This is a genomic window from Clostridium sp. BIOML-A1, assembly GCF_009874105.1.
Classification (GTDB): Bacteria; Bacillota; Clostridia; order Lachnospirales; family Lachnospiraceae; genus Coprococcus.
Window position 1 is genome coordinate 78,601 of sequence record NZ_WWTL01000007.1, and the last position, 17,658, is coordinate 96,258.

At 38.7% G+C, this 17,658-nt stretch carries 23 protein-coding genes; 3 read left to right on the plus strand and 20 right to left on the minus strand.

The genetic code is table 11. The features are described from left to right. Positions 1 to 6 precede the first annotated feature (6 nt). From GT641_RS07170 to GT641_RS07205, 8 genes are all read right to left on the minus strand, one after another. Positions 7 to 1,338 (minus strand): potassium transporter TrkG, encoded by a 1,332-nt coding sequence (locus GT641_RS07170; protein ID WP_161117173.1) that lies wholly within the window; start codon positions 1,336 to 1,338, stop codon positions 7 to 9. A gap of 112 nt (positions 1,339 to 1,450) precedes the next feature. Beyond that, positions 1,451 to 1,663 (minus strand): hypothetical protein, encoded by a 213-nt coding sequence (locus GT641_RS07175; RefSeq protein ID WP_119962847.1) that lies wholly within the window; start codon positions 1,661 to 1,663, stop codon positions 1,451 to 1,453. A gap of 64 nt (positions 1,664 to 1,727) precedes the next feature. Next, the gene (locus GT641_RS07180; RefSeq protein WP_161117174.1) at positions 1,728 to 2,855 is read right to left on the minus strand and encodes a Fic family protein; all 1,128 of its coding nucleotides are present in this window, start codon (positions 2,853 to 2,855) and stop codon (positions 1,728 to 1,730) included. Between the two features lie 195 nt (positions 2,856 to 3,050). Further along, positions 3,051 to 3,593 carry a hypothetical protein gene (locus GT641_RS07185; RefSeq protein ID WP_161117175.1) on the minus strand — a complete coding sequence of 181 codons (543 nt, stop codon included), beginning with the start codon at positions 3,591 to 3,593 and terminating at the stop codon, positions 3,051 to 3,053. Between the two features lie 97 nt (positions 3,594 to 3,690). Further along, positions 3,691 to 3,879: a helix-turn-helix domain-containing protein gene (locus GT641_RS07190; RefSeq protein ID WP_117785749.1), complete on the minus strand. Its 189-nt coding sequence runs from the start codon at positions 3,877 to 3,879 to the stop codon at positions 3,691 to 3,693. A 234-nt stretch (positions 3,880 to 4,113) separates the two neighbouring features. Further along, the gene (locus tag GT641_RS07195; RefSeq protein WP_161117176.1) at positions 4,114 to 4,356 is read right to left on the minus strand and encodes a hypothetical protein; all 243 of its coding nucleotides are present in this window, start codon (positions 4,354 to 4,356) and stop codon (positions 4,114 to 4,116) included. Positions 4,357 to 4,446: 90 nt separating this feature from the next. Then, on the minus strand, positions 4,447 to 6,138 hold the full coding sequence (locus tag GT641_RS07200) for a recombinase family protein (protein WP_022215853.1): 1,692 nt from the start codon (positions 6,136 to 6,138) through the stop codon (positions 4,447 to 4,449). 151 nt (positions 6,139 to 6,289) lie between these two features. Next, entirely contained in the window at positions 6,290 to 6,481 is a 192-nt protein-coding gene (locus GT641_RS07205; RefSeq protein WP_022215854.1) for a hypothetical protein, read from the minus strand. A 315-nt stretch (positions 6,482 to 6,796) separates the two neighbouring features. Between GT641_RS07205 and GT641_RS07210 the strand changes: the two genes are divergently transcribed. The 3 genes from GT641_RS07210 (at position 6,797) to GT641_RS07220 (ending at position 9,622) form a co-directional block, all read left to right on the plus strand. Then, positions 6,797 to 7,603 carry a sigma-70 family RNA polymerase sigma factor gene (locus GT641_RS07210; RefSeq protein ID WP_161117177.1) on the plus strand — a complete coding sequence of 269 codons (807 nt, stop codon included), beginning with the start codon at positions 6,797 to 6,799 and terminating at the stop codon, positions 7,601 to 7,603. A 119-nt stretch (positions 7,604 to 7,722) separates the two neighbouring features. Further along, a complete protein-coding gene (locus tag GT641_RS07215; RefSeq protein ID WP_055271924.1) occupies positions 7,723 to 8,622 on the plus strand; it encodes a hypothetical protein in 900 nt (299 codons plus the stop codon). A 4-nt stretch (positions 8,623 to 8,626) separates the two neighbouring features. After that, positions 8,627 to 9,622 carry a virulence RhuM family protein gene (locus tag GT641_RS07220; protein ID WP_022215857.1) on the plus strand — a complete coding sequence of 332 codons (996 nt, stop codon included), beginning with the start codon at positions 8,627 to 8,629 and terminating at the stop codon, positions 9,620 to 9,622. A gap of 110 nt (positions 9,623 to 9,732) precedes the next feature. Here the strand turns inward: GT641_RS07220 and GT641_RS07225 are convergent, their stop codons facing one another. The 12 genes from GT641_RS07225 to mobC form a co-directional block, all read right to left on the minus strand. Beyond that, positions 9,733 to 10,146 carry a hypothetical protein gene (locus GT641_RS07225; protein WP_022215858.1) on the minus strand — a complete coding sequence of 138 codons (414 nt, stop codon included), beginning with the start codon at positions 10,144 to 10,146 and terminating at the stop codon, positions 9,733 to 9,735. 125 nt (positions 10,147 to 10,271) lie between these two features. Then, positions 10,272 to 10,670: a hypothetical protein gene (locus GT641_RS07230; protein ID WP_022215859.1), complete on the minus strand. Its 399-nt coding sequence runs from the start codon at positions 10,668 to 10,670 to the stop codon at positions 10,272 to 10,274. A gap of 69 nt (positions 10,671 to 10,739) precedes the next feature. Continuing rightward, positions 10,740 to 10,925: a hypothetical protein gene (locus GT641_RS07235; protein WP_156329424.1), complete on the minus strand. Its 186-nt coding sequence runs from the start codon at positions 10,923 to 10,925 to the stop codon at positions 10,740 to 10,742. A gap of 47 nt (positions 10,926 to 10,972) precedes the next feature. Beyond that, on the minus strand, positions 10,973 to 11,503 hold the full coding sequence (locus GT641_RS07240) for a CbrC family protein (RefSeq protein ID WP_022215861.1): 531 nt from the start codon (positions 11,501 to 11,503) through the stop codon (positions 10,973 to 10,975). Between the two features lie 25 nt (positions 11,504 to 11,528). Then, positions 11,529 to 12,167: a hypothetical protein gene (locus tag GT641_RS07245; protein ID WP_161117178.1), complete on the minus strand. Its 639-nt coding sequence runs from the start codon at positions 12,165 to 12,167 to the stop codon at positions 11,529 to 11,531. Between the two features lie 287 nt (positions 12,168 to 12,454). Beyond that, on the minus strand, positions 12,455 to 12,832 hold the full coding sequence (locus tag GT641_RS07250; protein ID WP_156329426.1) for a hypothetical protein: 378 nt from the start codon (positions 12,830 to 12,832) through the stop codon (positions 12,455 to 12,457). A gap of 397 nt (positions 12,833 to 13,229) precedes the next feature. Next, positions 13,230 to 13,775, minus strand: coding sequence for a hypothetical protein (locus GT641_RS07255; protein ID WP_161117179.1), 546 nt, complete (start codon positions 13,773 to 13,775; stop codon positions 13,230 to 13,232). Positions 13,776 to 13,841: 66 nt separating this feature from the next. Continuing rightward, complete coding sequence (locus GT641_RS07260) at positions 13,842 to 14,000, minus strand: hypothetical protein (protein ID WP_161117180.1); 159 nt, start codon at positions 13,998 to 14,000, stop codon at positions 13,842 to 13,844. A 14-nt stretch (positions 14,001 to 14,014) separates the two neighbouring features. Continuing rightward, positions 14,015 to 14,419: a hypothetical protein gene (locus GT641_RS07265; protein WP_161117181.1), complete on the minus strand. Its 405-nt coding sequence runs from the start codon at positions 14,417 to 14,419 to the stop codon at positions 14,015 to 14,017. A gap of 102 nt (positions 14,420 to 14,521) precedes the next feature. Beyond that, positions 14,522 to 15,181, minus strand: coding sequence for a suppressor of fused domain protein (locus GT641_RS07270; protein ID WP_055145160.1), 660 nt, complete (start codon positions 15,179 to 15,181; stop codon positions 14,522 to 14,524). 144 nt (positions 15,182 to 15,325) lie between these two features. Next, entirely contained in the window at positions 15,326 to 16,978 is a 1,653-nt protein-coding gene (locus GT641_RS07275; RefSeq protein WP_055271928.1) for a relaxase/mobilization nuclease domain-containing protein, read from the minus strand. Beyond that, complete coding sequence (mobC, locus tag GT641_RS07280) at positions 16,978 to 17,370, minus strand: plasmid mobilization relaxosome protein MobC (RefSeq protein ID WP_055145155.1); 393 nt, start codon at positions 17,368 to 17,370, stop codon at positions 16,978 to 16,980. Before mobC ends, GT641_RS07275 begins: the two co-directional genes overlap by 1 nt. Positions 17,371 to 17,658 lie beyond the last annotated feature (288 nt).

The following is a 17,658-nucleotide window of genomic DNA, read 5'->3' on the forward strand; positions in this document are numbered from 1 at the left end:
TCTCCTTTATCCTACTGTTATTTTTTCCTTTGGTAGTTTTGAAACTTTCTTTTGTGCACTGGACAAGGCCGCAAAAATTAATGTAAGGCCACCGACTCGTCCAAAAAACATCAGCAGAATCAAAACACTCCGTGAGAGCAGATTCAGTTCCGGCGTAATTCCCAGGGACAGGCCGACTGTGCCAACAGCTGAGGCAGTTTCAAAAAGGCAGGTAAGCATGGGAAGTCCTTCGGAAACGCTGATGATAAGGCCACCGGTACAACATAGCGTGATATACATAAGCGAAATTGTCGCTGCATTTTTTACGACATCATCATCAATGCGACGTCCAAAGAGGTTGGCATTTTCTCTGCGCCGAAAGGTAGAAATCGCAGTAGTAAGCAAAACAGCAATGGTTGTTGTTTTCAAACCGCCTGCGGTAGACCCGGGACTACCGCCGATCAGCATCAGCGCAATGGTGATAAATTGTCCCGCCTCACTCAAATCAGTTAATTCCACCGTATTAAAGCCAGCTGTTCGTGGTGTTACAGCTTGAAAAAGAGAAGATAAAAGCCGTTCCTTTCGGGTAAGATCAGCAAACTCAAAAAAATAAAAGTACATTGCCGGAACGATCAATAAAACCGCTGTGGTACAAAGAATCACCTTACTCTGCATCCGATATTTGTGCAAATGCAATCGATTTGTCCGAATATCATCCCAAGTCAGAAAGCCAATGCCTCCAAACACAATTAAGAACATAATCGTAAAGTTTATGACTGGATTCGCTGCATAGCTGGTCAGGGAGGAAAAGGGAGTGCGCACACCCAATAGATCAAAGCCTGCGTTACAAAAAGCGGACACGGAATGAAACAGTGCCATCCAAAGTCCCTTTTTCCCGAAATCACGGCAAAACACCGGCGCCATCACGGCTGCACACAGCAGTTCCATCACCAGTGTCACCCTGACGATAAAGCCAGTCAAGCGAACGATTCCCCCTACCTTTGGCGCTGAAATCGCCTCCTGCATGGTACAGCGCTGCATCAAAGAAATCTTCCGACCGGAAATCATTGCAAAGGATGCGGCTATGGTAATAACCCCCATGCCTCCAATCTGAACCAATAGTAAAATGACAAACTGGCCGAAGGCCGACCAGTATGTTGCCGTATCATGTATAATGAGTCCGGTTACACAAACTGCTGAGGTAGAAGTAAACAATGCATCCGAGAAAGGCGTTGCCAGTCCGCTTCGGCTGGAAAACGGCAACATTAAAAGGAAGGTGCCGAAAAGGATCACACCGGAAAACCCGAGGATGATAATTTGAAACGAAGTCAACTTCCTTTTTAACAACACTACTCCCATAACTGCAATCCTCCTTTATACCCCTTTATGTGCCCTTAATTATAAATCAAAGGGAGTAAAGAAAGTAAAAGAGAATGCGCATCTGTATTAAGACCGTCTAAAGATGCAGGACTTATTCTTTTTTATCACGAGCTTGTGCCAGAAATTCAATCAACCGTTTCCTTATCAGAATCCCGCATAGAGCATTCCGGCCATCAACGATGGGGACAAAATTCTGATTCAGCATTGAAGTTACAACCTGCTCGGAATCTGCATCTATTTGTAACGCAGGGCAAAAATCTCTGCGAACAATGCTGCCAAGTCGGTATCCCTCCTGTACTTTCAAGTCTGTACCTCCATTTCTATCGAATCACCATGCCACTTCCTATATAACACTCCTTTAACGTTCACTATAATTGAAATCGGTATTTCCCTTTTCCATGTCCGGTTACGGATACGATCACCTTGCTATCAACCAACAGTTTTATCAGCTCGGATGCTCTTGTTGATTTTAACCCGGTAATATCTTCTACAATCGTTCTGCCGAAATATTCTTCTTTTCCACATTTTGAAAACAGTTCAAAAGTGTGATTTATTGTTTTTTCTGAAATCATATCCGAAAAAGCAAGTAATTTATTTCGAATGTTCGCTTTTTGACTTTCAATGTCCGCTTCCGTATTCCCAATGTCCGCTTTTGCACTTTCAAAATCCGTTTCTTTAAACCTTCCACTAATGTGCATCGAACGATTATGAAGTTCATTCTTTTCATCCAACAGTAAATTTCTTAAAAACAATTCCAAATACTCAGTTGTCTCATGAACACCATTTTTCAAATCGTTATAATTGGCCCTAACAAGTGCATTTCTAAAATACCAAGCATTTTCCGCAAAAATATCATTGGTTATATCAAATCCTAGCGTTCTAAGATACTTAATAAAAAATACTGCTGTAGTTCGTGTGTTTCCCTCTCCGAATACATGTATCTGCCATAATCTTGATATAAAGATTGCCAAGTGATGAATAATTTCTTCCATGCTCAAGTTTTTATAACTAAATTTCTTTTCCTCTGCAAAATCATAGTCCAAGGTTGCGCGAAGTTCTGATGCACTTCCATAAAGAACCGTTGCTCCATTCAACACCCATTCCTTTTTTGTAATATTATAATCTCTCAGTTTTCCGGCATGTCCATAAATCCCAGCAAACAACTTTTTATGAATAGAGATATACTCATTCGGGGTAAAACTAAATGCTTTCTCCGATAAGATTTTTGCTATTCTAACAGCAACTTTGTCGGCCTCTTCCGTACGGTCTTCTGTATCTGCTTTTGGATTTTCTTCATAGTACGTATTGAGAAGTTCCTGCGCTTCATCAATCGAAATATCACCTTCAATATTCTTTATTGCAGTATCAATCAAATACTTCGAAGTCTTTAATCCATCCACTGCTTGAAGTCCGATAGCTGTATGCCAGGCGTAACCTTTGTCTCTTTTATTCGGTTCTGATTGTTTTATATACTCTTTAAAAGGATCTTTATCCATCAAATTGCCTCCATTCATTTTTACCAATACCAGCTCTTTCTGATACTGTCTTGTAAAGATTTTTCCTTTTCTTCAGCATTTTTTTCGTGCTGACGTTTTCCCAGATATTCATCCTCAGTCGCTATAGACGGATCATACCAGTCAGCTTTCTTCCGGGCCCATTCAATCCACGCTGGAGTAATATCTTCATTTCCACTATCTTATCATAGCCTGAATATATTCTCTTATTTCCTTTGCAATTCTATAGTCTTCAGCTTTGTTTACAAGTTCTTTTACAAGACGAATTTCTTGTTCTTTTCTTTGTCTATTTTCTTCTCTGCGTCTCGCTTCTTCAACTCTCTTACGTTCTGCCTCTTCACGTGCTTCTCGTACAATTCTATTCTCTTCTGCTTTCTCATACAGGGTAACCAAAATATCACCCAGTCTGTCTTCTAATTTTTCAGAATCGTTATCTCTAATGCAGCTTCGCTCCCCAAACACAATACGAAGTTTACCATTATATACCTTGTCATATTTTCTAATTTGCGGTTTTGAAGCCCATCTATGATTTTTGATATCATCATTATACTTTACGAGCTCCTGTGCCTCTTGCTTAGTCATTTCATGCTTTACTTGGTCTTGACTCTCAACCATACGAAATCTAACAATATCATCTCTAATTTTCACAGACAAATCACTATTAATACTTCCACCTAAAGATTCAATTGATTTGAATACGGTATGTATTATATACTTCAATTTCTTTGCTCATACCTTACTCCATCATTACTATCTTTCTATATTTTCCAAACTTACTCAATATATTATCTGTCCTTTACAAACCTTCTTATTTTAATTACTTCTCTTTAATGTATTTCCCAGACTTAATTCTCTTATCCACCGGTTTCTCAGCATCTTTCGGTATCGCCCAAGAATGCCCAAATTTCATTACTCCCGGCACCATTCCCTCGTTACAAATTGTCTGCACTCTCCTCACTGAAAGATTCCATTTTTCTGCTGCTTCTTTGATTGTCATATACTCCATACTATTCACTCCATCGAATCATACAAAAGTAACTATTTTACCATACTAATATTATAAGCGTTAAAGCGCCGAATATCAACAAAATTCTACATAAATTTCGGCGTACAACCCACTACCTCCCCGCGCACTCCTTCTAATAAAAAATACCTTTCAGCGAACAGTCAACTAACCTCGCCAAAAGGTATTTATTTTTAACACCCTATTCTATTTTCTAACTTCATGCACATATTTTTATCAAAATTTTATAGATATGTTTCCTCTAAAATCGCCCTCTAACCCGCATAAAATCAAGGTTTCTTCGACAGCAAGCAGACTGTCTCCACATGCATCGGTTGTCGAAGAAGAACACAATTCTTCAGTAGTGTCTGATGAAGAAGAATACATATTTTCTTCCTGTTCTTTCACATTTTTCATCTGCACATTATCGTTTAATTTCATCTCATCACTAACATTCAAAATTTGTGTCTGATTAGCCATAATCAAGCCCTCCTTATGAATGTTTTTATATCAGGGCACCTGTCCCTACCATATAGAAACAAGTGCCTTGTTACCTTAGTATACCACAATCTACGCCGGCTGTATTGCACTTTTTTCAGCCTTAAACCACTCCTTCGCATTAGGAACAACACTGTTCCCATTCCCTTTCATAACAAAAGTCAGCTTGTAAGGATCTACTGTGCCATCTTCGTTTGTCTCTCCCACGATGACCTTTTCCACAATACTTTCAAATACTACTCTGTCAAACTCATCCAGAATATCACCATCAGCAAGTGCTTTCTTAAGAGAAGCCATTCTCTTGCCCACATCCTTCTGATTGGAAACATTATTCTGAAGGAGTTCTATAGAGTCCTTCGACTTCTGAATTTTCACGGTAAGCTCTTCATACTTTTCATCATATGCCTCTTTGGTAAGACCATCATCAAGGTATATATCCGTAAGTTTCTTTCTTCGCTGCTCCAGATTATCAAGAGTTTTCTGCTCTTTTTTGAGTCTTGCAATATCATCATTATTCGCACCAATGCTTTCAATCGTTCCAATCACAGAATCAATTACATCATCAAAGCTTCCTGCCAACAGCTTATATGCCTCAAGGAAAGCATTTTCCAATATAGATTCATGAACGGATTTACTATTAGGGCAGTTATGCTTACCTCTATTGGCTGCATTTCTGCAATACCAGACCGGTGTTTCATACTTGGAGCTGCTATGAAGGGTACGTCTGGTCAGCTTCGTACCACAGAAACCGCACTCACACATACTGGAAAATGCATACTTTTTCGTATACTTTTCTCTCTTTCCATCTGCCTTTTTATCTGACTGATGGTTGCGGGATAAGCGAATTTCTTTTGCCTGTTCCCACACCTCTCTGCTTACAATAGGCTCATGATGGTCACGAACATAATACTGCTCCTCTTCACCAAAATTCTCGATTCGCCTCTTGGAAATCGGATCAGTGGTAATGGTTTTCTGCAAAAGCAAATCACCTTTATACTTCTCATTCTTGATAATGCCCCTCACACCACTGTCCGTCCATTTTGCCACACCTTTTTTATTGAGTTTCCCCAGTGCCTCCAGACGCTTTGCTATGGTATAAGTTCCATATCCTTGCAAATACAGTTCAAAAATCAATCGCACGGTTTCTGCCTCTGCTTCATTAACTGTAATTGTCTTATCCTCCGGATGATAATCATAACCAAGACAACCGTTAAAGCCCATCAGTTCTCCACGCTTCATCTTCATCTTAATGCCCAGCTTCACATTTTTTGATGTGGATTCCACTTCATTCTGAGCCAGCGTTCCCATAAGTGTAAGCATCATTTCTCCCTGTTCCGTCAAGGTATTGATATTCTCTTTTTCAAAAATCACTGCAATACCTCTTTCCTTTAAAAGGCGCACATACTGCAGGATATCAACCGTATTTCTGGAAAATCGTGATACTGATTTTGTCATAATCACATCAATCTTTCCATCCATACAATCCTGTATCATCCTCTGGAACTGCTCACGCTTGTCCACCTTTGTTCCAGTAATGGCTTCATCTGCATAAATACCCACCATAACCCAGTCCCGGTTTTCTGATATCTTGTCCTGATAATACTGCTTTTGGGACTGGAAACTCTCAAGCTGCTCGTCACCATCCGTACTTACACGGACATATGCCGCAACTCTCTGTCTTGTAATAACAAGTGGTTTACCCTCATAATCTCTCTTGCGGAGTATAGGACCCTCCACCGCCTTGATAACTTCTACTTCTGCCATAAAAATCCTCCTTCTTAAACCCGTGCTTGGTTTATCCTTCATACCAAGCATACTAAAAAATGAAAATATGAACGAACATACAAAAGGAGCCTGCATATACATTTTCATGCATATACAGACTCCGCCATCTCCCCAATACTGATTATGGTTGCTAAGCAACCTTATTTCCTGCATTGGATTTGAAATATTCCGACTCCAGAATATGATACGAACTCATAATCTTATTCTTTGCCAGAATATATTCATTCTCTGAAATCAATCCAAGACGAACCAGTTTTCTAATCACTGCCATCTTCTTGCTGAATTCCAGACATTTCTTTGCATCTAACTGACACCATTCCATAGCAAAACCTCCCTTCATAATTCCTACTGTTTCGTTCCAAGTCTGCACGCATGCTCCAAAATTCTTATAAAAAGTCGTAGAACATATGTTTGTTTTATGTTATAATTCTTCTATAAGAATCAGCTAGCACACAAAGTAATCTTTTTAATTTCAAAAAGATTACCCTTTCACTAATAGGAGAAACAGAAGTGGTTTTGCGGAAGTGTTTTTGAAACTTTTTGAAAATAATGCAATGAGGAATGATATAAATTGAAACCAGACTACGAAGAATCAATAGAAAATGAAGACAATATAGCCTCTGATGAGCTCCTGTATATGGAAGAAATGGAACAGGCACGAATCATTGAGCAGGCTGCACTTGCAGAAATAGAATTAGAAATGGCTGCTTACCCTGAACCGGATGCTGATGTACCGGAGGAAGAAGCTACAGAAGCAGCCTCACGCACAATGTTAAAACGGGAGCTTCGTGCACAGGCTCTTTTAAGACTGGAAGATGGTGCGAGAACCGAAGAAGATTTTAAGGAAGTCATAAAGCAGTGGGATCACTTAGATGATAACCGGGAACGAAAGGAACGCTATCACGAAATAGGCAGGGAAATGAACCGGTTAACAGAGGATGCTCCAAAGAATCCGGTGGTAATCCCCTATCCAATCCACCACACCTACTGGCGGCAGATGATGAAAGGTGATTTTCTGGATGTAATATTTGACTGCCCCTTTGAAATGCATGAATTTCTTACGGATGAGGATTATTCCAAGATTATTTATGACTTGAAAGACAGTTACAAAGAGCTTATCTATTATCTGTATATTCGAGATTACAGCACTCTTTATGTTGGAAATCTGTTGGGACAGACTGACCGTAATATCAGAGGTGTGAGAAATACCATCTTAGGTCAGATAACCAAAAAGGTAATTGCGGTGCTTTTAGAACGACAAGAATTTGATATCCCTCTATGGACAACAGAACAGGAATTTATGGAAAAGTACAAAGAGAAAATACCTGACATACAAAGAAAAGCTAAAAAAGAAAAGGAAAAGATTATCCGTGAAATCGGTGTGCTGGCAAGAAAGGTATTAAAGCAGTACCAGAAAAGCATAACAAATCAGACCAACTGCTAATCTATTATAAGAAAAGCCACAGAATAGAAATAAAGTAATTACATTTCCCTTTATCTGTGCTATGATAGTAATAGTTTTGAATTTTATTCAATTACTTTTATATAGAAACGAGGAAGTATATGATGAATTTATTTGCAAACTCCAGTTCCAACTGGGTAAAATATGATAAATACGAATGGAAAAAGGCAGACAATGGAACTCTCTATATCACTCCCACAGAGGATGCAAAGCCATCCCTTTACAATCCGGTTAAAGAATATCAGGATATGGTTCTGGCTGCCATTAACATAGGCACTCTTGCCATGAAGGAAGAACCGAAAGAATCCCTTCAGGCTTCTATTATTGATTTTGCCTGCAATTATGGTTTGCTCGGACTTATGACCGCATTACCTACCACACCGGAGTTTATTACATATGAAGCAGTATATTTACCAAAGAACCATTTTATCAGGGAAGAAAGTCTTAGCACAGAAAAGTACCTGTCCTACTTTTTTCCTTTTGATAATATTGATTTTGTAAAGCATGGTGTTGAATCTTCATGGAGTACTGACAGTTCGGAAATGATTGCATTGATTATGGCGATGAAGAACAAACCGCAGGCAGTTCTTATGAGCTTTCAGAAAGAATATGCAGAACGCTATGACTGGCTTGTGACAGTATTCAGAGATTGGGCATTTACCTTTTTCTCAAGTTTTCTGTATTATCAGGATTATGACCGGTTAGATGAAAACGAAAGAAATCTGTACCGACAGGGAATGGCTGTATTTGGCGGTATTGCACCAACTTATCACATAGAACTGCTGGACAAACCTACTATTGTGTGGGAATTCCACTCATTACTGCTTGGTATCCAAATGATGTTTTCATTTATGCTTACCGATGATAACTCTACTCTGAAAGTATGCAAGCACTGTGGCAGTGCCTTTGTAGCAACCAGAAGCAATATGGAATTCTGCTCTCCTCAATGCAAGAACCAGTACAATGTGTATAAGAGCAGGGCGAAGAAAAAGGAGGATTAAGTCTATGAATAACTCAAATATCATTATGTACACAACCGAAGACGGACTGACCAAGATAGAGACAACTTTTGAAGATGATACAGTATGGCTGTCACTTGACCAGATGGCTGAATTGTTTCAGCGTGATAAATCAACCATATCCCGCCACATCAAAAAAATCTTTGAAGAAGGGGAATTACAGCGAAATTCAGTTGTTGCAAATTTTGCAACAACTGCCGCAGACGGTAAAATCTACAATGTAGATCACTATAACCTTGATGTCATCATCTCCGTTGGATACCGTGTAAAATCCCATCGTGGTACACAGTTTCGTATCTGGGCTATGGGAATTTTAAAGGAATATATGAAAAAAGGATTTGCTCTGGATGATGATCGCTTAAAACGATTGGGTGGCGGCAATTACTTTGATGAACTGCTTGCCCGTATCAGAGACATCCGTTCTTCTGAAAAAGTATTTTGGAGAAAAGTGTTAGAAATCTATGCGACCAGTATCGATTATGATCCTCATGCTGAAGCCTCTGTCCAATTTTTCAAGCAAGTTCAGAACAAAATGCACTGGGCAGCCCACAAACACACCGCTGCTGAAGTAATCTATCAGCGTGCTGATGCAGAAAAGGAAAATATGGGACTTACTTCATGGAGTGGTGATACCATACATCGTTCTGATGTGGAAGTTGCCAAAAACTATCTCTCGGAAGCAGAACTGGATGCCCTAAACAAAATCGTTACTGCGTACCTTGACATTGCCGAAGTCCATGCCCTTAATCAGGAGCCTATGTATATGAAGGACTGGCTGGAAACCATTGACGATTACTTGAAAATGACCAGAAGGGATATACTTACCACCAGCGGTCATGTCAGCCATAAACAGGCTATCGAAAAGGCTCATGCTGAATATGATAAATATAAAAACCGACTGGAGGATAGCCTTTCTCCGGTGGAGAGAGATTTTATTAAAAACATTGGAACCTTGGAAATGATTGCGGATTCGCAATCATAATTCGAAAGGTGGATTGCCCCACACTCATTTTAGGGCAATCCATCTCATTTCTCTGTATCCTTTCAATTTTCCACGATTTATCAACCTCAAATAAATGCGTGCTTATTTAATCATACTTTAAACGAATCTATCCACTTCTGGGCTTCTATTCCTGGATCATAATCTTCAAGTGCACTCAATTCTTCCCCATATCTATAATTTGAATCAAATGCACCGGAAGCAACATTATATACATACCTAAATTCTTGAGGCATAGGCATATCGTATTCTTTACATATATCTTCAAGTTCAGGTATAATTTCATCCTCTATCACATCAAATATCTCTAATATATCTTTATCCGATATACCCGCTTCAAGATTACCAAGTATTGAGCCTTTTACTCCGAAGGCACATGTTTCCATTGCTGACCATTCATCCGATTGAATGAAAACATATATTGTATCTACATTATCACCTATAACCTCTAAAAACATTGATATTATTTCTGATTGTTTTTCTGTAAATGCATCTTCAAAAATCATAATTGCCCCTTCAGCAAATTTAGAATTTCAGCTTTCCCTTACCAAGTAAGACAAAGTCTGTTCCCTTTGTCATCATATTCTGTATTCCAATAATGCGGAGCATTCACTTTCGTATAAATTAAAGCCTACTCCCATATTATTTTTGTCCTGCCTATACTTTTTTCCGGTGCAAAATAGAATTTTACAAAATCGCCTTCCTTTACGTTGTGTTCTTCCTGTTCTGATTTTGTTATTGCTACATCTGCAATTGTAATTTTATTATATTCATTATTTTGCAGTACCTCGTTAAACCATAATAGCCTTATGTCTATTTTATTTCCTTTATCCTTCATTTTCGCTACCATTGCTTTTTGTACCCATGCATTTTTCTCAACAAAATTCACTTCTGTTGACATTAAAATATTTCTCTGCTCCTCTGTTAATTTAGAAACCATATCTATGCGTTCTTTACTGTCTTTTCCTGCCACTATAAAAACTACGGCAATAAAAATAACTACTACAACTGCTACAATTAAGTATGGCATAAAACATTCCTCCTGCTTAATTCCATTTCCAAGCTTTAATAACCTGAATAAAGGAAATTTCATTTTCCCTTATTTTAACACATCAATTACAGATATTCTATCCTCAAAACTTGTAAATTTTATCTTTTCATAAAATTCTGCTTCATCGAATCCGAACAAATTCTCTGAATTCTCATATTCTTCATCCGTCGGTTCTATGATGAATGCAGGAGTCAATGACACCCCTTTTAGGAATTCATCTTTTATTCTAAGCATAGTCACGCACCCTTTTTTGTCATTCTTACCTAACTCCATTGCTTCCCTTAATCACAATCAACATTCAATCTAAATTTTCCACAATGAATACATCTGAACAAATATCCAGCCAGGGAACCGCCCTTTTCTAACATTTCATTATCAAAGTCCATTCCCTCTACTTTTTTGTATTCTTCAATAATACTTACTAAATTCATCTCTTTTAATTCCGCATATCCTACATCACCTAAATACTCACAATAGTCATCGCAACATGCCAACCAATATTCGCCTTGCCAAGAACAATATCCCGGTGTTCGCCTAAACAATTCAGTCCTTTTCTCCTCATCTGATATTTCCTCTGCGTATTGGATAAATTCACCATCATACTTTTCTGCTGCCTTACCATTTGCCACACATTCCATGCAAATACAATCCACTTCTCCACTGCAGTACATAGTTGACACATACACATCTGTTTTGTTGCCACAACACTGGCATACATTATTATCGAACTGAACTGCATCTAAAACTTTTTCTTTATCGTAAACATTAGGATGATATTTAAATTTGGGTAATTTCAAAGAATTATCATTCATTTTTGTATCCTCTTCATCTTCACAACTACATCAACTCCGGACAGTTCTCTACATACTCAGAAAACAGACCCCCACCAATCTCATAATCTCTTAATGCAACTTCCTTGCTACTCATAACCTCAGGGTTCAGTTCGTCAGGCAGAATACAAAGCAGACATTCTTCATCCGACATCGGTAAGTCATATTTGGAAATGCCGTACTTTTCATTAAAAACCCTGCCATTTACCACATAAATTTTCAGATGCTCATTCATAAGCAAGCGCTTCTGATTTAATGTTTCACTATAAAATCGGTTATATAAAAAATCAAGCATCTCGTCACTTGGCTTTGAAAAGTAGCAAAGTGCAGTCTGGGAATTGAGCAAATCAAGAAATGCTATATCCTTCACATAAATAAGCTCACACCGTTTTGCACCATCTGGTACTTTGTAAAATGTGCGCTTTACGTGGTTTTTCCACAGACAGTAAATCCAGACATCGACATAAAACAATAAAAATGCCAAAAAAGGTAAACCGAAGTATGTCAGGACACACGTACCACCAATAAACAAAACGATCATAGTTATAATAACAGCCACACCTTTTGCCGAGCCATATATATGTATATACCATTCTTCGATGTATTTGTACCGATAGGATTCTTCTATCTCTGCAGGGTCTTTCATTTTTTTCCTGCATTTAATTACAAAAGGCGACAGAGTTATAATCGCAAAGGCAAGCATTGCCGAAAGTACAATAAATGCATAGCTTACCTGCTCATTTTCCAAATTAAACCAAACATACAGACAATCAACCGCCAATATGAAAAAACCAATGTATTGCCAAAATAAATACGGATGCTTTTTTATGAATTTCATTCTATACTTAAATTCCCTTTCCACTCCAATATACCTATTACAACTTATCCCACACCCAATCGGGTGCTGAATAATGAATATTCAAATTGATAGATTTAACCCCCTGTAACTATGTCGTCCAAATATCTTCCAAACACCATATGCTCATACGAAAACTGCTCCGTATTTTCTGCATTGATATTCAGATCGCCCATAGCGATACATAAAATCTGCGTATCATCATTTACTTTGCAGGCAAATCGCTGATTCCACAGCTTTCCTGTAAGGTAATACAGTTTAAGTTTGCCTTCCGGCAATGCATTCATGCCGATTAACCAGTTGTACAGAATATTGAAAAATTCTTCATCCGGAATAGCTTCCATTCCAATAGTAAGTGCAGATTCCTCGTACAGTTGATTCAGAATCTCTACCTGTTTAACATCTATCTTTTCTATATTTTCCGCTCCCACAGGCACCGAATACAGCAGCTTCATAATACGTTTTTTCCTTAGCAAAGCATATGTAACAGCTGCTCCAAAGCATAAAAAAATTACAAGGAGCATGATAACTCCTGCTTTTACGTTCGCTCCCATCAAGCCAAATGCAGCTATAGTCAAAATGAGACACAAAAAAAATATTGTTCCAAATATCACATCAAAACGTTTCTGATTTTTGTTGTTTCTGTTTCTTGTGTTATAGGCTCTAAACAGGGCATCTTTTATACTCTTGTTAATTGTGTTCATAATCTCACTTACTACTTTCTATCATTATTCTGTTCAAAAAAACTCACCAATTCTTACACAAATAAACGGCTTTCCAATACCATTTGGACATTTCTGTGCTTCAAAAAAGCAATCTATACTTTTGCGAATTTCCTGTGCAAGTTATTTTCTAAAGTCTATTCTCTTTGTCATCATATTCTGCATTCCAATAATGCGGGTCATTTACTTCCATATAAGTTATACCCGGGATATCCGTCCTAACCTTCGTCTTTAGTGTCTTATTTAGAAAAATAAATGTTGTTTCATCACTATCACTGAAACGACCTCTATAGGTTTCACGTATTGTATTTCCAGCCTCAAGCTCTGCCAGCAAAATATCATATAGTTTACTATGAGATTTTTTAAATCTCCGGATATTATTCCATTCATAAAGAAGCTTCTTAAGATCTTCGGTACTTACGCAAAGAGGCTCGTAATCGTCAACCAAATAACATGTTATAACGGTAATTTCCTTTTCTATGTCCGCAGAAAAAACATTTCCAGCCGTATTATATATTTCAGCTTCACCGTCAATCACTATGTCTACACTTCTTTCCATCAAATCCGGAAAATCAATAAGACAGCCAAGCAGTGCTTCATACTCATTCGAAAGAGCAGGGCGAATTATTTTGTTTCCATCATCAAAGGTTTGCACATCATATGTATGTTGAATCAATTTCTTCTTTCTCCTATCACATTTCTTTGGCACAGGCTCAATATATAAACTTCAAAATGTCACGTGCTACATACTTTCTTTAATTTCTCCATACCAGCTCATCAATTCTGACACAGGGGATATTCCACTTTTGGTATAGTCATCATAACGATAGGACGCATCAAATTTATGAGTTGCAACATCAAACTCCAGCTTATATTCATTCGGACATTTTTGTTGGTACATATCACACAACTCAACTAGCTTACTAATATCTTTTGTTCCAATTGATAAAAATTCATCAGAGGCTTCATCATCAGCAAAATTACCGGCAGGTATGACCCTATATATTCAGTAAACAGCACCTTTTCACACAGTAAAGCATACCAATCAGGATATTTTAATAACACCTCTATAATACGACTGCATTCATTATCTCTAGCAATTCCAAACAAGATATCATCAAGCATTTGCTCCGTAGCCTCATCGCAGGATGTATATTCTATTATTTCGAGAATAACCTTATACATATCATCAAATTTATCTAATCCGATTCCCCATTCCCCGTTATCATTTCTTTCGCTCCAGTTGGGATATTTTTTATCTGCTTCTTTGACAAATTGGGCAACTGCTCTATGTAGTTTTCTTTCATAATCAGCAGACATAATGTACCCCTTTCATTTACCGATAACTTTTCATAAATGACCTGCTATTGCACGTTTCATAATGTTCACATCATTTTTACAGCAGATCTATCATATACAAAATTATACTAGGTAAGATTTCTTTCTTCCTAAATCTGTCACAAGGTAAGGATTATCCTTTTTCATGGCATCAACAAGCGGCTTAACTTTAGTCGGATCTGCCTTAAGCATTTCATACTCTTCACTGGTTATACCTACGAATTGTAGGAAATCAACGCGACCATATATTGTATCAATTCCCGGCACCTCTGTATCCTCTACTGCAAGGATGGCTGTAATCAGTGAGTCTGCACCTACTTTTATAGGGGTTCCCATATTTGACATAAAATGTCCGGGCTCAAACCAGCTTTCCTTTGTATAGGTGTATCTTCCAAGATTTCCAAGGAAATTTATCGCCCACATACAATCATCATCATTATCCGCTTTCAGTTTAAAAGTCATCTCGTACCCCCAGCGACTATATTTTCCACCAAAAGCTTCCTCATCAACATAAAGCTCTGTCATGCCAAAGGTTACAATATGCCGGTGTCCATGTGGCGACTTGTAAATTGAATATCCATCAATATATTCCGAACCGCCAAACATTGCTCTTGCCTCAATATTAGTTCCATAATGATTTGGCTCCTGACCAGGATAACATTTAGCAAATGCTTCCTCAATGGCATCCCATCCAGGTGCATATTCTTCATCCTTAACCTTCTCTCTGAATTCTTCTATAGTCATTTCTTTTTCCCCCCATACAATCATGAAACTTCAAATTAATTAAGCATGAATTTCCACATACTCATATTTATTATAACATAATATCTGCTATTCACAATCTGAAATCCTATCAATTTACCATCCTCTAACAAGGGTTAGGAGCGATTATCTCGCTCCTCTGCTTCTATCTACAGTTCTGGCTTCCTCGACCTTATGACAACGATTGCGGTAATCATACTCTTCCCGAAACTCATCATAAATTTCCATCTTGTACTGAATACTTGCAAGCTTAGCACCCACATAACCCAAACGTTCTTTAAATGCTTTAAACTCTGCTTCAAAATCATCCGTAGGTGCGGGAAGGATTCTTGCACGCTCCTCCAAAGAAAGTTCAGTGTAATCAATCTGCTCAGATTTCTCTGCTTTTACTACAACATCCACGATTTGCTCCTCAGCCTTCGATTCCTGTGACACTGCATCCGTTTCATAAAAATCAGCAACAACTTCTTCCACACTTATATCATTTATCTCAACCACAGATTCTTCATTCTCCGCAACCACTTCGTCAATAACAGGAGTCTCCGTATATGATGAAACAGCCTCTTCTCTCTTAGCCTGCTTTTCCTGCATTGCTTCAAATTCCACTCTGGTCATAATCGGTGTAGAAATCATTTCTGCTGTAGCTGTTTTCCAGTCCACTATTTCCTGACCTTCCAGATAGTCCAGATAAGCATTATTCCACTCTTTTCTGTCCATTTCATCCAGATAAAGATTGAATCTACGGCTATTGCGTTCAGCCACACGATTTCTTATGGCTGATATCCCTTCCCTCTTTTTCAGTTCTTCTGCCTGTTTTCGCTTCTTCTCCTGCTCTGACTGAATCAATGCCTCAATCTCTGCTTCCATCTGCTTCATGGCAAGGTCTTTTGCTTCCCTTTCTGCAACAAAACCTCTAATCCTGTCCGCAAGCTCTGCCTTTCCGTACCCTTCTCCCAGCTTATTACCTCGGATTCCTTTCTTCATATCCGGCATGGCAAAAGTCACAGTTTTATTCGTAACTCTAATCGTCCAGTGGTAAATTGCACGCAGATACTCTATCAGCTGTTCAAATGAATTTACCGTCGGCAGAATCTTGTCAATGGTATTTCTTATAAGTTCCCGGTCGGAAGTAACTCCCACACCGTCTGATGCATTCTTATCCATAAGGCGTTTTTCCACCCAGTAATTATCCTTATGCTTTCTGGCAAGTAAATCCGCCTGCCCCAATCCCAGACGGATACACTTATCCATTACCCACTTTTTTGCATGATACATCATCTTACCAGTGCTTTTATGCTTACAGCACTGCTTCCACTCGCATGGTTTATCGTGCCATATGCTTTTCCTGCCGGGGAATTTCCGCACGGAATTAATAACCATGTGAATGTGCATATTCCGGCTGTTATTATGACCGTCTGGATGCACTGCAACTACTGCCTGATGCCCCGGAGCAAACTCTGCAAGCCACTTCTTTCCAAACTCCATTGCCTGTTCCATTGTAATATCATCCTCCGGTTCAAAGCTGATAATATAATGATGTGCCTTTACATCATTCACAGAATTGTTCTTTCCATAAAATCTGTTGGTTTCAATACACTCTGCACCAAAACTGTCCACATCACAATTCACGCCATCAATCAGATAGTTTTCACGCTCCATAATCCTGCCCTTTCCATCCAGAATGGGCTTATTAGTATATTCATCAAACTGACAGGTCAGATACTCCACTGCATCAGAATAAAATCTGTTCTTTACTGAAATATGCTTCAATATCGCCATTAGCTCTCACCATCCTTTCCGCTTTTACGCCTGCGTTTTTTACCACAAGCCACATCTTCCAATGCCGGCAGAATCTTAAACTTCAAATCAAGCAGCTCCCTTACGGCTTCCTTTACTTCATAATAAACGCTGCAAAAATCGCCACCACCATTCAAATGCTTTGCTATCTGATTCAGATTCGAGCCAATCTTTCCAAGCTGCATGGAATACTCCCTTAAAAGACCGGTATCTCCATAGCAAGGCAGTTTCCTGCCCAAAGCACATCGTCTCATATATTCTGAAGTGGTAAGCCCGGTTTTTCTCGCTTTTTCCTCAATCAGTTCCTTATCCTCTGCGGAAATACGCATAGACATTAAAGCCATATTCTCTTTCTTTTTATCTGTCTTTCCCATACAAAACCTCCAATCTGACAAAACAAAAAGCAGGCAATTTCTCACCTGCTTCTCATGTCCTAAAACTGTTATATTGTTAATTGCTACTCCTGTAGAAATAATAATGCTGCCGTATACGGCAGATGCTTTTCGCCGTCGCTTTCGCTCCTCCCTCTGGTCTACGCTCACTCCCCTATGGTCGCTCACGGATACACTCGCACGGCTCGTGAATATCTCCTACTGAAATTTCTAGCGGCTCGCAAGCTCACAGTAAACTGTTCGCTGTCGCGGCAGTCGCCAAATGAGAAT